The sequence below is a fragment of the Massilia sp. DJPM01 genome (assembly GCF_030348125.1).
Taxonomy (GTDB): Bacteria; Pseudomonadota; Gammaproteobacteria; order Burkholderiales; family Burkholderiaceae_D; genus Telluria_A; species Telluria_A frigida.
The window spans coordinates 20622-34441 of record NZ_JAQOZV010000028.1; the positions used below are offsets into that span (position 1 = coordinate 20622).

Here is a 13820-nt window from a genome sequence, read left to right on the forward strand (position 1 = left end):
CATGGCCCATGTCCCGGTCATCGATATCGGACCGTTGCTAGGCGGCGATGCCCAGGCCCGGCGCAGGGCAGCGGCGCAGATCGACAGCGCCAGCCGCGCCGACGGCTTCTTTTACGCATCAGGCCACGGAATCGATGTGACGCGATTGCAGCAACAAGTCAATCGCTTCCACCATGCCATGACCGAGCAGGAGAAATTGCGAATTGCCATCCATGCCTACAACCCGGCCAATCCCCATGTGCGCAACGGCTACTACATGGCGATCAAGGGCAAGAAGGCGGTCGAGTCCTTCTGCTACCTGAATCCGGCCTTCACCGACGAGCACCCGATGATACGCAAGGGCGCTCCCATGCATGAGGTGAACTGGTGGCCTGACGATGCGGCCCATCCAGGCTTTCGTGCTTATTGCGAACAGTTTTACGCCGACATGCTGGCGCTCTCGCGCGCCCTGCTGCGCGGCTACGCGCTCGCGCTCGGCAAAGAGGAGGGCTATTTCGATGTCCATGTCACGCCCGCCGATACGCTCTCGGCCGCCTCGCTGATCCGCTATCCCTACCTGGACGACTACCCGGCCACCATCATCGGTGCCGACGGGACCAGGCTGAGCTTCGAGAGCCATGTGGACGTCTCCCTCCTGACCGTGCTGTTCCAGACGCCCATTGCGAACCTGCAGGTCGAAACGGCGGACGGCTGGCTGGACGTGCCGGTCTCTGGCGAGCACTTCCTGGTCAACTGCGGCACCTTCATGGAACACCTGACGATGGGCTATTACCGCGCGCCGCTGCACAGGGTGAAATGGGTCAACGCCGAGCGCTTGTCGCTGCCATTCTTCGTCCACGCGGGCAACGATGCAACGCTTCAGCCTTTCAACCCGCACGCCAAGGCACGCGCCGGCCCCAACCCAGATGTGGCCTATGGCGCGTATTTGCAGCACGGGTTGGCGGAATTGATCCGCAGGAACGGCCAGACCTGACGGCCAACTATCACGGGAGCAAGATCATGGCAGACACAACGGTGCCAGTAATCAGCCTGGCAGAACTGCAGCAAGGCAAGCGCCAGGATGAGTTGCGCCGCTGCGCCACGCAACAGGGTGTCTTTTACCTGTCGCAGTGCGGCCTGTCGGAACAGGACCACCGCCGCGCGGCGGATGTGGCAATGGAAGTGTTCCAGCACAGCAGCGCGGAACAACGGCGCGCCCTGACACCCACGCTCAAGACAACCCGGCGCGGCTATTCGCCGCTGGAAGCGGAAAGCACGGCCACCGTGACCAATACCGGGCAATACACCGACTATTCGATGTGCTATTCCATGGGGCTATCCAACAACCTGTTTCCCTCCACCCGCTTCGAGACGATCTGGCAAGACTATTTTCGGCGACTGTACGGCGTGGCGCAGGAAACGGCGCGGGCGTTGCTGATGGCAGTCGACCCGCACAGCGGACAAGACCTGGACAAGCTGCTCGACTGCGACCCTGTCCTCCGACTGCGTTACTTCCCTGAAGTACCTGAGCACCGGGTGGCCGAATGCGAGCCGTTACGCATGGCACCCCACTATGACCTGTCGATCGTCTCGCTGATCCACCAGACCGCGTGTGCCAATGGTTTTGTCAGCCTGCGCGCGCAGATCGGCGGCGAAACGGTTGATTTGCCCGTCATGCCCGATACGATGCTGGTGCTGTGTGGCGCCATCGCCACCTTGGTCACGCAAGGCGCGGTTCCGGCGCCGCGTCATCATGTTGCGGCGCCCCCGGCACGCCTGCGTGCGGGTAGCGGGCGCAATTCGAGTGTATTTTTCCTTCGGCCCAGCCCGAGCTTTACGTTTTCGGTTCCGGAAGCTAAGAAGTACGGGCTGGATGTCTGCCTCGACACCGACACCGCGACCTTTGGCGAATGGATCGGCAGTAACTACGTCGCCATGCAGACCCCTGCCGCGGAGCTTCATTGAGGATGATCCGGCACGATTGGGCATTGTCGGAAACGAAGATCACCCAAGTGGGCTCCCTATGTCAACGTCGAGCTGCGTTCATGTCGATGACCGGTTTTCCCGAGGCGCTGCATGATGAGCGTATCTTGGCCGGTGCGGTCGGCCAGCAGTAATGTCGGCCAGCAGTAACAATCGGGTAGCGGCCTGGCTGTTGCCTTACGCGCCTAGCCCGGCGCCAAGGCATCGCGCCAGGCCGGTATCCCACGACCCTGCGCGACGCTCCTGGGTCCTCTTGGGGGCCGAACAGGAAACGATGCTCGACTATCCCGCTTAATTGTCTGAGCGCATCGCGGCGGTCATCGATGAAATGGGTGATCCGCAATTGACTGCAATGTTCCGCCTTCTGCGGCCGCTCAAGACTAAAGCGCAGGTTTTTCGGGGCAATCCCGGTGCGCTCGAAAAAGCGGTGGTGCTTGAACCAGAGCCGGCCTTTTTCCTGGACTCGGGGGCCGCATTTCAACTGTGCATAATTCGCATAATCTATATTATGTTAAATAAAGGATGATGGAAACGCTATCTTCGGCTCGACTGTCCGAATAGCTTGGCAAGGCGCGGGCATACAGCACGCCGGCACAAAACGCCAACTTTCCCGTTTTGCGAGAAATGTTGGCGTTTTGTGCCGCGCTGTATGCATGTGACGCAGTTTTGTGTCGCTACTACGTAACCCATTGCAATTTTTCCACCGCCAGGCACCCACACATGTGCCGGCGATCCGATGGTTTGCGATCCAATATATTGCGTTCCGTCGGCGCGGGTAGCTGAACCGGGCCGCAAGAAGACCGGCAACGATCAGCAGGCCACCATTTAGGGGGTCTAAGCCGGAACCCCGGATTTTTCCGGCCAAAGCGAAATCCTGCCAATTGTTGGCTTGGTGGGAGCGAAGCTACCACCAGATGACATTTGGTAGCTTGGTGGTCCACGCAACGGCTGTTGTGCCGCAGCTTGCAGCTTGCTGCGGGCTAGCAGTTGCGCCCTCATTCATTCCAGTGAAAGGCGGGCGGCTAAAAAATCCACCAAGGCGCGCACGCTCGCCGACTGCATGCGACTGACCATTACGGCGTGCACTGCCATAGGTTTGAACGCCCAATCAGGCAGCACGCGGACCAAGCGCTCGGCGTCGACGGCTTCGCGTGCCAATTTGTGTGACAGGGCTGCGATTCCCAAGCCTCGCTCCACTAGCAGCCTGATCAATCCGGGGTTATTGATGCCGAAGTGGCCGCGTACCTGAACCTCCATGGCGTGCCCATCGCGCTGCAGGAGCCAATTGCTGGCTTGCTGCGCACTGCCAGCGGTGATGCAGGCATGCTCCACCAGATCGGCGGGTTGTTGGGGACGGCCGTGCAGCGCCAAGTAGCCAGGGGCCGCGAACAGGAACTGCTCGATTGCCCCAAGGCGCCGCACCACCAGTAGATCGCCTACAACCTCTCCCAAGCGGATGGCAAGGTCCACATGCTCGGTGACCAGATCGCTGAAGCGGGGTGACAAGTCCAGATCCAGACTGATGCCGGGATACTGGCGGGCAAAGTCAGGCAGCAAGGGGCCGATATGCGTCAGACCTAGGTCCACCGGCATCGACACGCGCACATGACCAACCGGGCGATTGACTGTCTCGAACAGAGCCTCTTGCGCCAATCGTGCCTCGTCCACCAAGTGGGCGCAGCGCTCGAAGTAGCGACGCCCGGCGTCACTGAGCGCGACGTGGCGCGTGCTGCGGTCCAGCAGGCGCACACCGAAATGGCGCTCCATCGCGGCAATACGCCGCGACAGCGTTGCGCCGGGCACGCCCAGCTTGATGCTGGCGCGGCTAAAACTGCCGGTGCGCGCCACCTCAACGAACAAGGCCATATCGTGTAGAGCGGAGAGATTTTCCATGTATTCATTATTCCATATATGGATAAATATTATCCAGTAGCTTCGATTGCATCCAATTTCGAAGAAGATTAAGATTCATTTCATTCCGTCAACGGGTTCAACTGTTCAACACCCCGACAACCCATTAGAAAGAGTAGAAAATGAAAGCTATACGAATTCACGCCTACGGCGATGCCAGTCAAATGCAACTGGAAGAAGTGCCCGTCCCCTCCTGCGGCCCCAACGATGTACTGGTGCGCGTGATCGCGGCCGGCATCAATCCAATTGACTGGAAAATTCGAAGTGGGAACGTGGCACACATGATCCCAAAATTACTCCCTTTTACCTCGGGTTCGGATGCGGCCGGCGTCGTAACTGCAGTCGGTGGCGCGGTTACGGCTTTTTCTCCCGGTGACGAAGTGTTTTTCTATGCGGAATTCGCCCGTGGTGGCACCTATGCCGACTACGTGGCGGTCGATGCCGCGCAAGTTGCGCTTAAGCCTCGTACTGTGTCGTTCACTACGGCGGCGGCTCTGCCCATACCGGGCCTAGCGGCTTGGACAGCTTTGATCGAAACGGCTCAGCTGGCGCGCGGTATGCGTGTGTTGATCCACGGTGGCGCCGGTGCGCTGGGCAGCGTTGCAGTGCAACTGGCCAAAGCGCAAGGAGCGCACGTCACCTCCACGGTGGGGACCGCCGATGTGGCGTTGGTGCAGAGCCTTGGTGCGGACGAGGTGATTGACTATCGCACGCAGAAATTCGAGCAAATCGCCCGCAACATGGATGTGGTACTCGATACGCTTGGGGGCGCCACGCAAGAGGCATCCTGGGCTACGTTGCGCGCCGGCGGCTTGCTGGTAGCAACGACCCAACCGCCCTCGCAAGAACGGGCCGCTGCCGCTGATGCACGAGGCGCGTTTGTCTTTTCGTCTCCGCGTGGCGAGGTGCTGACTCAATTGGCGGCGTTGGTGGACAGCGGAAAGTTGCGGGTGCTGGTCGGTCAAGAGTTTGCGCTGGCCGATGCGGCACAAGCACATCGCCTGGGCGAAAGTGGAAAGACCCGTGGGAAGATGATTCTTCGCGTCTGCGCTTAAACCCGATCCGCCTTTGATTTGAAAAAAACTACTTGCAAGCCAGTGCGTAGCCATCCAGCAACGGCGTCACACGTTCGAAAACTTTCTACCACCACCCCGGAAAACATCATGACCGCCAAAAAATCTGTTTTATCCATCGGCCTGCAGCCACAACTTATCGACTTCGCCGATCCGGCCTACGCAGCCTTCCCCGGCATGACGGCCGAGAAGGTGCAAGGCGGACTGGACAAGGACATCGCCGCACTGAACGCCTTGGGTTACGACGCAAAATTGTGCCTCACTGACTTTGGCGAAACGGCAGAGGCAGTGATTCGCACCACGCTGGAACAAAACAGCTATGACTGCGTCGTGATCGGTGCAGGCATGCGCGCTATTGACAAAAACTTTCTTCTGTTCGAGAAGGTGCTCAACGTTGTCCATGAATATGCCCCACAGGCACGGATTTGCTTTAATACAAGTCCATTTGACACAGCCGAAGCGGTGCAACGCTGGTGCCATATTGCCTGACTGCTGTTGGCGGCTGCTGCCTGAGCAGATCGTTCATGCTGCAGTCGAAAATCACGCCTTGATCAACTTTTCACCGTCCGGGCGTAGTTCTCCCTTTGGTGACACGTGGCGGTACAAAGTCTGCCGCGTAACGCCAAGTTCTTCACAAAGCGCGCCAACACTCGTTTCCGGCTTGCCCATTGCCGCCATCGCCAGGCGCAGCTTGGCAGGTGTCATCTTGAACGGCCGCCCACCGCTACGGCCTCTCGCTCGCGCGGACGCTAGTCCGGCGACTGTGCGCTCAGAAATAAGTTCGCGCTCAAACTCGGCCAGCGCGGCAAAAATGCCAAAGACCAGTTTGCCCGCCGCACTAGTCGTATCGATCGCAGCGCCGTGCCCGGTCAGCACCTTCAGCCCCACACCGCGCGCGGTCAGATCATGCACCGTATTGATCAAATGGCGCAAATCCCGGCCCAGCCTGTCTAATTTCCATACCGCGAGCGTATCGCCTTCCCGGAGCGCCTTGAGACAAGCTGCCAAACCAGGCCGATCTTCCCGTTTGCCAGATGCCTGATCTTCATATAGATGCTTCGGATCAACACCGGCTCCCTCCAGCGCATCTCGCTGCAGGTGTGTCGTTTGCGACCCGTCGGTCTTCGATACCCGCATGTACCCAATTAGCATATCTTATTGTCACTTATACGGTCGATTGTGTGACAGTCTTTCCTGCCACTTGCCAATCATCAAAAAATGTCACTTAACCCGTTATTTAATGTAAGACACGTAAACGGCGCGCCTCGCTCATAATGTAACAGAATTCGGCTTGCTTTGCGGTGCCAACAAACCAACCTGGACTTTGACCGAAACGCTAACGCTGGTCAGCTAGCCTTGGAAAGATTATGGATGAAACAAAAAAATAAGTTGCTCAGTGTTCTGTCAGAGGCTGAGCAAGAAGCCCTGTACGGCCTGCCAGACTTCGACGATGCACAGCGGATGGAATACCTGGCATTGACGGAAACCGAATTGGCGCTCGCCAGTAGCCGGCCAGGCCTGCATGCCCAGGTCTATTGCGTCTTGCAGATCGGCTACTTCAAGGCCAAGCAGTCCTTCTTCCGCTTCGACTGGACCGATGTCGATGATGACGGCACCTTCGTACTAAACCATTATTTTCACGACGAGGCGTTTGACCGTAAGCCGATCACCAAGCATGAGCATTACGCTCAGCGCGGGCAAATCGCCGAGTTGTTCGGCTACCAGCTGTGGACGGCCGACTTCCTGCCGCAGCTTGGACAACAGGCCGCGCTGACCGCAAGGCGCGATGCGACGCCGGGGTTTGTGGCCGCCGAGTTGATTGTCTGGCTCAATGAACACAAAATCATCCGCCCCGGCTACACCACGCTGCAAGAATTGGTCAGCGAAACCCTGTCCGCCGAACGTCGGCGGGTGGGCGGCCTCCTGGCGGAAGCGCTGGACGACGCGGCCATGGACGCGCTGGCCCAGCTTCTGGTGCGTGATGACACCTTGTCCCAGCTGGCGGCGCTCAAGCAGGACGCCAAGGACTTCGGCTGGCGTCAGATGATCCGCGAACGCGAGAAGCGCGCTTTGCTGGAGCCGTTGCACAGAATTGCCAAGGACCTTCTGCCAAAGCTGGGTGTTTCGCAACAGAACTTGCTCTACTACGCGAGTCTGGCGAGCTTCTACACCGTCCATGACCTGCGCAGCCTCAAGGCGGATCAGACCCGCCTCTACTTGTTGTGCTATGCCTGGCAGCGCTACCGGCAACTCTCCGACAACCTGGTCGATGCGATGGCTTACCATATGAAGAAGTTGGAGGAAGAGAGCAGCGCCGGCGCGCAAAAACTGTATGTCGCCGAACAGGTGCGCCGTCAACCGGATACGCCGCAGGTTGGCCGCCTGTTGCTGCTCTATGTCGATGACACGGTGGCTGATACCACGCCGTTTGGCAACGTGCGGCAGCGCGCGTACAAGATCATGCCGAAAGACACACTCCAGATCACCGGACAGCGCATGAGTGTGAAGCCGGTGAGCAAGCTGGCTCTGCACTGGCAGGCGGTGGACGGCCTGGCTGAACGCATCCGCCGTCATCTACGACCTCTATATGTCGCGCTCGACTTCGCCGGCACCGAACCGGACAGTCCATGGCTCGCGGCGCTGTTCTGGGCCAAGAGCGTGTTCACTAAGCAGCAACGTCTGTCGCAACGGCCGCTGGCAGAGTGCCCGCCAGCAACGCTGCCAAAACGGTTGCGTTCGTATCTGTTGGTCTTCGATGCCGATGGCAAGCCAACGGGCCTGCATGCTGACCGCTATGAGTTCTGGCTGTACCGGCAAATCCGGAAACGTTTCAAGTCGGGCGAACTCTATCTCGATGATAGCCTGCAACACCGCCATTTCTCCGACGAACTGGTCTCGATGGACGAAAAGGCCGACATGCTGGCCGAGATGGACATTCCGTTCCTGCGCCAGCCGATTGAAGCGCAACTCGACGCCCTGACCGCCGAACTGCATGTGCAATGGTTGACGTTCAATCGTGAACTGAAACAGGGCAAGCTCACGCACATGGAGTACAACAAAGATACCAAGGCGCTAACCTGGCGCAGACCCAAGGCCGAGAACCATAAGGCACATGAGCAAGGGCTCTACGAGCAGCTGCCGTTCTGCGACGTGGCCGACGTGTTTCGCTTCGTCAACGGACAGTGCCAGTTCTTGTCGGCGCTGACGCCGTTGCAACCGCGCTATGCGAAAAAAGTGGCCGATTCCGATAGCCTGATGGCGGTCATCATCGCGCAGGCGATGAACCACGGCAACCAGGTCATGGCGCGCACCAGCGACATCCCCTACCATGTGCTGGAATCAACTTACCAGCAGTACCTACGACAAGCGTCGCTGCACGCGGCCAACGACTGCATCAGCAACGCCATTGCTGCGCTGCCGATCTTCCCTCACTACTCTTTCGACCTGAATACGCTGTACGGTGCCGTCGACGGTCAGAAGTTCGGCGTCGAACGGCCAACCGTGAAGGCACGCTACTCGCGCAAATATTTCGGACGTGGAAAGGGCGTGGTCGCCTATACGCTGCTATGCAACCACATTCCGCTCAACGGCTACCTGATCGGTGCGCATGACTACGAAGGCCACCACGTGTTCGATATCTGGTATCGCAATACGTCGAATATCGTGCCGACCGCGATCACCGGCGATATGCACAGCGTCAACAAGGCCAACTTCGCTATCCTGCACTGGTACGGACTGCGTTTCGAGCCGCGCTTCACCGACCTCGAAGACCAACTCCAGGAATTGTATTGCGCCGACGATCCGGCGCTGTATGAGAAGTGCCTGATTCGTCCAGTCGCTCAGATCGACCGGGAGCTCATCGTTAACGAGAAGGCGAATATCGATCAGATCGTAGCCACGCTGGCCCTCAAGGAAATGACCCAGGGCACGCTGATCCGCAAGCTATGCACCTACACAGCGCCGAATCCGACACGGCGTGCCATTTTTGAGTTCGACAAGCTGGTGCGCAGCATCTACACGCTGCGCTACCTGCGCAATCCGCAACTGGAACGAAACGTGCATCGTTCGCAGAACCGCATCGAGTCTTACCACCAGTTACGCTCGACCATCGCGCAGGTCGGGGGAAAGAAGGAATTGACCGGTCGTACCGACATCGAAATTGAGATTAGCAACCAGTGCGCCAGACTGATCGGTAATGCGATCATCTATTACAACTCGGCCATCCTGTCGAGATTGCTGACGAAGTACGAAGCGGACGGCAACACCAAGGCCGTGGCGCTGATCACCCAGATATCGCCGGCAGCTTGGCGGCACATCCTGCTCAACGGGCACTACACCTTCCAGAACGGAGGCGAGATGATCGACCTTGACACGCTCCTCGCCGGGTTGAAGTTGGGCTGACGGAATTTTCTGGGGTTCCGGCTTAGACCCCCATTTATGCAAAGGACGGTGCGCGCGTCGGCTATATCACGTACGCGGTCTAGCCACTGTTCGACATGGTCTATATCTTTGACACCAGGATTGACGAAGCATTGCGGCGCCAGGGATACGGACTTGCCGTCATTGGCCATCTCGTTTTGACCTATCGGCTGCCGCTCACCACCATTAAGGAAGTGTGCGCGGCGCATGTGTTCTGGGCTGCGGCAAGAGAGCTGGCCATGCTGAATGGAAGTTCCATATCGACGATATCGCTCAGTGAAATGCATCAGGAGCAAGCGGATGGGAGCATCTTCGACCGGAGATGATTCGGCTCGAAGATGTGATCTCCCAGCGGTACATCCAGGGCGAGTCGTTCGAAAACGCGCTTGGCCGGGGTCTCGACTAGCCGGTATCGTCAACAGGGAGCCCGCGAACGGCCCGCCCACCCGGCAATCACACTCGACAATATTCATGGTAATGTCGATTTAAGCATATCTTCCATGCTCCGCGATCTTGCTGGCCCTTGGTACGCCGCTTGGCTGCAAGCTTGCCCTTGCAGCCCACTTTCCGGTCATTATCTCTGGCGCACTTGAAACCCCGGCGAAGCGTCACCGGCCACGACTTCAGGTCGCCGGCAGTTCGCCGGCAGTTCGCCGGCAGTTCGCCGCAGCCTATCGATTCTGCCAACCCCCATGGCCAGCCGGCCCGCCACGCCCACTGTCCCGCCGCCGCGCTCACCAGTCAAGCGGCCAATGGCAGCGTCGACGCCGTCTGGCGGCCAGCACCTCGCCTTTATCTAGTAAGCAACAGAATGGCATTGTAAAATGAAGCACATTCACGCGCGGAAAAAACGACAATGCCTCAAGCCGATCAATTGCAAGCGCAGACCGAGCGCTTCGAATCCTTCCTCTCCTCCGATCCTGACAATGCCAGTCTGCTCACCCAACTGGGTGAGCTGTATCTGCAAGCCGGCAAGCTCGACCAGGCACTCGAGGCATTTCAGCGCGTTATCGCTCTCACGCCCGGCGCGGCCGTGGCCCACGGCCGCCTGGCCACGGTCTACCTGGCCTTGCACCGCTTCGGCGAGGCTGGAGCGAGCTTGCAAGGCTTGATCGACGGCGGCGAAAACGACGCCGCCCTGTTTCACAACCTCGGCCTGGCACTGTACTACCAGGAGCGCTATGCCGATGCGGCCAAGGCGTTTGCGAGCGCGCAGCAATACGGCATCGACAATGCCAACAACGCCAGATACCTGGCCCACTGCCTGCACCATGAAGGCGACCTGGACGCGGCGAACGCGGCCTGCGAACACTGGGTCAGTATTGCCGGCGACCCCGACAGCAACGCCTATCTGTCGCTGGTCAATTTCGACATGGGTGAGCGCGAGCGCGCCGGCGCCCTGGCGCAACAGGTGCTGGCCGAGCATCCCGACAGCGTCGACGCGAACGCCGTGGCCGGTGCGCTGGCCCTGGAAAAGCAGGATATCGATGCGGCCAGCGCCTCGTTCGAACGGATCTTGTCGCAACGCGCCGATAACGGCCGCGCTTGGCTGGGCCTGGGCTTGACCCTGATGCACAAACAAAACAATGTCGACGCCATCGCCGCCATGACCAGGGCCAGTGTCTGCATGCCAGGGCACGCGGGAACCCTGATCGCGCTGGGCTGGGCCAAGCTGAACGCGGGCGACGCCGTCGGCGCCGAGCAGGCTTTCCGCGACGCCGTTGACGCTGACCGCAACTTTGCCGAATCGCATGGTGGCCTGGCCGCCGCCCTCGTCACGCAAGGGCGCATCGAGGAGGCCAAGCTGGCCATGACGCTGGCCAACAAGCTCGATTCGGCCAACTTCGGCTCGGTCTATACCCAGGCGGCCCTGCTGAAACTGGACGGCCGCGCCGAGCTGGCGGACCGCCTGATCGAACGGGCGCTGCGCCAGTCGCCGCTCGAGGGCACCCCGACGCTCTTCGAACACCTCGCGACCTTTCTCTCGATGCGGCCCAAATAAAGGCGGCGCCGCCGGCATTGCACCGGCGCCGCTTCGCAGCGGGCGCTGGCTCAGCAGCTCAGATCGATCTGTTCGGCGTTATCGATGCTCTCTCGCAAGCGCCCAATGGCCGAGCGGTGCAATTGCGACACCCTCCCCTTGGACAGGTTCATGATCGCGGCCACTTCATCGAAGGGCAATTGCTGCATATAGTGGTAATTGACCACTTTTCTTTCCTTGTCCGGCAATATGTCGACCAGCGCCTTCACGCGCGAACCGAGCTGGGACATCTCAATGCGGCGGTAGGTATTGTCGGGGTAGCTCGACAAGTCTTCCGGCATCTCGTCGCTGCTGTCGAGGATGAAGCCGAGCGCCAGGTCGACCGCCAGCTCGGCCAGGAACACGAACAGGTCGTCGGCGCTGCCCGGATCGCGCTCCTTGACCGAGGCCACGCGTTCGCTGGTGACACGCTGGCGCGCCCTCACCTGCTCTTGCTTTTCGGTAAAGGTAGCGATGCCGTTGAGAATGGCGCCGTTGATGCGCGGCGTGGCGAAGGTTTCGAACTTGATGGCCCGGGCCGGATCAAAGCGGTCGACCGCTTCGATCAGGCCGATGGCCGCATATTGCAGAAAATCGACAAACTCGAGTTCGATGAAGGTGCGCCTGGCAAACGCCTTGGCCGTCAGCATGCGTGCGAACGGCAGATAGAACGCCACGATGCGCTCGCGCACGGCGTCGCCGCCGCCCTCGCCCATGCTGCGCCATAAAGCCGCAATGTCCGCACCCTGGCCCGGGCTGGCGGATCGCGGCAAGGAGATCGTCATCACGGTCGGATAAGCGCTCGTCAGGAAAACGTGCCCAGCAAGGAACGCACCACCAGGTTCCAGCCATCGATCAGCACGAACATCAGGATTTTCAGCGGCAGCGAAATCGACGCCGGCGGCACCATCATCATCCCCAGCGCCATCAGGGCGCTCGAGACAATCAGGTCGATCAGCAGGAAAGGCAAAAAGATCACAAAGCCGATCTGGAACGCCGAGCGCAATTCCGACAGCATGAACGCTGGAATCAGCTGCACCAGCTTGATGTCGTCGATGGTCGACGGCTGTTCGGCCTTCGACAGTTCGACCATCAGCGCCAAGTCTTGCTCGCGCGTCTGGCGCACCATGAATTCGCGGATCGGCTTGATGCCTTCGCGCGCCGCCTTGTCGGCCGCCATCGTGCCGGCGGCGAAGGGCTCGAACGCTTGCTTGTGGGCTTCCTGCAGCGGCGCCGACATGCTGAACATGGTCAGGAACAGGGCCAGGCTGATGATCACCGTATTGGGCGGCGTTTCCGGCATGCCCATCGCGTGGCGCAGCATCGACAGGACGATGACAATGCGAATGAAGGAGGTCATCGAGATGAGGATGGCCGGAGCCAGGCTGAGCACCGTCAGGCCGAGCAGGATCTTCAGCGCCGACGACAGTTCGCCGGCCCCGGCAGCGCCCGCGCCCGACAGGCGGAACTGGAAGCCGGGACCGGACAGGGCCGGTTCGGCGGCAAACACGCAGGCCGAGCCGAACATGGCTCCCAGCAAGAGCATGCCGCTCAGCGCATTTTTGCGGGTGAGCATGGAAAGGAAGCGGTTCACGTCGGCTCCGATGGTGTTGGGCCAGCAACAGCGGCGATACAAACGACACCCTGTTCGCTATGCGCGAGCAGGTACTGGGATCCGGCGAATTCGACCACATGGAGCGAGGCGCGCGGCGTCAGGCGGCGCGAATCGAGCACCCGCAGCAGCTTGGCCGGGGCCGGGATGCCGGACAGGCGCAGCTTGTAGCGCAAGGCATACACGCTCGCACCCAGGCCGAGCAACACGATCAGCACGGCCGCGCCCAGGCGCGAGGGATCGCTAGCGCCGCCCTGCTTGTCCTGCTTGAACGGAATGGGGGCGCCAGTGGACGCAGCTGCGGGGCCGGCGTGCGGCGCGGCCGCTGCACTTGGCGCAGCGCGCGCCGACGCCGATGCGGCATCCTGCGACCAGGCGGGCGCGGGCGCAGCGGCCAGCGCCAGGCCTGCCAGCGCCGTCAGCAGCGCATGCCTGACCAAGCTCATGCCGCCGTCGTGGTGCAGATCTCGGTGACCCGCACGCCAAAATTGTCGTCGACCGCGACCAGCTGGCCGCGCGCGACCAGGTTGCCGTTGAGCAGAACATCGACCGGCTGGTCGACCGGACGTTCGACCTTGAGCACGGAAAACTCTTTCAGCGACAAGACTTCGTCGACCGTGGTCTCGATCGCCCCAACCACCACGCTCAGGGTTACTTTGACGCCCTGCAGCAGGCGCAGGTTTTGGCTCAGCAGAGCGGGGCCGGCCGGCGTCTGCGCCGTGATGTCGGACAATTCGACCACATGGGTGGCATTCACGCGCTCTGGATTGGCGTTGATGGTGCTCATGATTTTTCTTTCAGTGACAGCAAATGAATACTGCGG

At 60.2% G+C, this 13820-nt stretch carries 14 protein-coding genes; 8 read left to right on the forward strand and 6 right to left on the reverse strand.

Features of this window, described 5'->3' with window-relative positions:
• Position 1: 1 nt before the first annotated feature.
• From PO883_RS18400 to PO883_RS18410, 3 genes are all read left to right on the forward strand, one after another.
• The gene (locus tag PO883_RS18400) at positions 2 to 973 is read left to right on the forward strand and encodes a 2OG-Fe(II) oxygenase family protein (RefSeq protein WP_289311084.1); all 972 of its coding nucleotides are present in this window, start codon (positions 2 to 4) and stop codon (positions 971 to 973) included.
• 26 nt (positions 974 to 999) lie between these two features.
• Positions 1000 to 1944: a 2OG-Fe(II) oxygenase family protein gene (locus tag PO883_RS18405; protein WP_289311063.1), complete on the forward strand. Its 945-nt coding sequence runs from the start codon at positions 1000 to 1002 to the stop codon at positions 1942 to 1944.
• Positions 1945 to 2257: 313 nt separating this feature from the next.
• Complete coding sequence (locus PO883_RS18410) at positions 2258 to 2488, forward strand: hypothetical protein (RefSeq protein WP_289311064.1); 231 nt, start codon at positions 2258 to 2260, stop codon at positions 2486 to 2488.
• Between the two features lie 473 nt (positions 2489 to 2961).
• Here PO883_RS18410 and PO883_RS18415 read toward each other — a convergent pair whose 3' ends face one another.
• A complete protein-coding gene (locus PO883_RS18415) occupies positions 2962 to 3855 on the reverse strand; it encodes a LysR family transcriptional regulator (RefSeq protein WP_289311065.1) in 894 nt (297 codons plus the stop codon).
• A gap of 140 nt (positions 3856 to 3995) precedes the next feature.
• Here PO883_RS18415 and PO883_RS18420 point away from each other — a divergent pair, with 140 nt between their 5' ends.
• Positions 3996 to 4928, forward strand: a complete 933-nt coding sequence (locus tag PO883_RS18420; RefSeq protein WP_167241026.1) for an NADP-dependent oxidoreductase — start codon at positions 3996 to 3998, stop codon at positions 4926 to 4928.
• A 108-nt stretch (positions 4929 to 5036) separates the two neighbouring features.
• On the forward strand, positions 5037 to 5435 hold the full coding sequence (locus tag PO883_RS18425) for a hypothetical protein (protein WP_054264748.1): 399 nt from the start codon (positions 5037 to 5039) through the stop codon (positions 5433 to 5435).
• Positions 5436 to 5486: 51 nt separating this feature from the next.
• Here PO883_RS18425 and PO883_RS18430 read toward each other — a convergent pair whose 3' ends face one another.
• The gene (locus PO883_RS18430) at positions 5487 to 6098 is read right to left on the reverse strand and encodes a recombinase family protein (protein WP_167241030.1); all 612 of its coding nucleotides are present in this window, start codon (positions 6096 to 6098) and stop codon (positions 5487 to 5489) included.
• Positions 6099 to 6317: 219 nt separating this feature from the next.
• Here PO883_RS18430 and PO883_RS18435 point away from each other — a divergent pair, with 219 nt between their 5' ends.
• The 3 genes from PO883_RS18435 (at position 6318) to PO883_RS18445 (ending at position 11367) form a co-directional block, all read left to right on the forward strand.
• Complete coding sequence (locus PO883_RS18435; protein ID WP_289311066.1) at positions 6318 to 9347, forward strand: Tn3 family transposase; 3030 nt, start codon at positions 6318 to 6320, stop codon at positions 9345 to 9347.
• 95 nt (positions 9348 to 9442) lie between these two features.
• Positions 9443 to 9691, forward strand: coding sequence for a hypothetical protein (locus tag PO883_RS18440; RefSeq protein WP_289311067.1), 249 nt, complete (start codon positions 9443 to 9445; stop codon positions 9689 to 9691).
• Between the two features lie 530 nt (positions 9692 to 10221).
• Positions 10222 to 11367: a tetratricopeptide repeat protein gene (locus PO883_RS18445; protein WP_167088110.1), complete on the forward strand. Its 1146-nt coding sequence runs from the start codon at positions 10222 to 10224 to the stop codon at positions 11365 to 11367.
• 50 nt (positions 11368 to 11417) lie between these two features.
• On the opposite strand, the gene PO883_RS18450 is transcribed toward PO883_RS18445, so the two are convergent.
• From PO883_RS18450 to PO883_RS18465, 4 genes are read right to left on the reverse strand one after another with little or no spacing between them, the layout of a single operon-like run.
• Positions 11418 to 12170, reverse strand: coding sequence for a sigma-70 family RNA polymerase sigma factor (locus tag PO883_RS18450; protein WP_289311068.1), 753 nt, complete (start codon positions 12168 to 12170; stop codon positions 11418 to 11420).
• Between the two features lie 20 nt (positions 12171 to 12190).
• Entirely contained in the window at positions 12191 to 12979 is a 789-nt protein-coding gene (gene fliP, locus PO883_RS18455; protein ID WP_289311069.1) for a flagellar type III secretion system pore protein FliP, read from the reverse strand.
• Complete coding sequence (locus tag PO883_RS18460) at positions 12976 to 13443, reverse strand: flagellar biosynthetic protein FliO (protein WP_167088108.1); 468 nt, start codon at positions 13441 to 13443, stop codon at positions 12976 to 12978. The genes fliP and PO883_RS18460 overlap by 4 nt, the downstream gene beginning before the upstream one ends.
• Complete coding sequence (locus tag PO883_RS18465; RefSeq protein ID WP_167088107.1) at positions 13440 to 13784, reverse strand: FliM/FliN family flagellar motor switch protein; 345 nt, start codon at positions 13782 to 13784, stop codon at positions 13440 to 13442. The genes PO883_RS18460 and PO883_RS18465 overlap by 4 nt, the downstream gene beginning before the upstream one ends.
• Positions 13785 to 13820: the final 36 nt, after the last annotated feature.

Coding starts and splice junctions, on each gene's coding strand:
- PO883_RS18400 (WP_289311084.1), top strand. CDS start 2: ATGGCCCATGTCCCGGTCATCGATATCGGACCGTTGCTAGGCGGCGAT.
- PO883_RS18405 (WP_289311063.1), top strand. CDS start 1,000: ATGGCAGACACAACGGTGCCAGTAATCAGCCTGGCAGAACTGCAGCAA.
- PO883_RS18415 (WP_289311065.1), bottom strand. CDS start 3,855: ATGGAAAATCTCTCCGCTCTACACGATATGGCCTTGTTCGTTGAGGTG.
- PO883_RS18420 (WP_167241026.1), top strand. CDS start 3,996: ATGAAAGCTATACGAATTCACGCCTACGGCGATGCCAGTCAAATGCAA.
- PO883_RS18425 (WP_054264748.1), top strand. CDS start 5,037: ATGACCGCCAAAAAATCTGTTTTATCCATCGGCCTGCAGCCACAACTT.
- PO883_RS18430 (WP_167241030.1), bottom strand. CDS start 6,098: ATGCTAATTGGGTACATGCGGGTATCGAAGACCGACGGGTCGCAAACG.
- PO883_RS18435 (WP_289311066.1), top strand. CDS start 6,318: ATGAAACAAAAAAATAAGTTGCTCAGTGTTCTGTCAGAGGCTGAGCAA.
- PO883_RS18440 (WP_289311067.1), top strand. CDS start 9,443: ATGGTCTATATCTTTGACACCAGGATTGACGAAGCATTGCGGCGCCAG.
- PO883_RS18445 (WP_167088110.1), top strand. CDS start 10,222: ATGCCTCAAGCCGATCAATTGCAAGCGCAGACCGAGCGCTTCGAATCC.
- PO883_RS18450 (WP_289311068.1), bottom strand. CDS start 12,170: ATGACGATCTCCTTGCCGCGATCCGCCAGCCCGGGCCAGGGTGCGGAC.
- PO883_RS18460 (WP_167088108.1), bottom strand. CDS start 13,443: ATGAGCTTGGTCAGGCATGCGCTGCTGACGGCGCTGGCAGGCCTGGCG.
- PO883_RS18465 (WP_167088107.1), bottom strand. CDS start 13,784: ATGAGCACCATCAACGCCAATCCAGAGCGCGTGAATGCCACCCATGTG.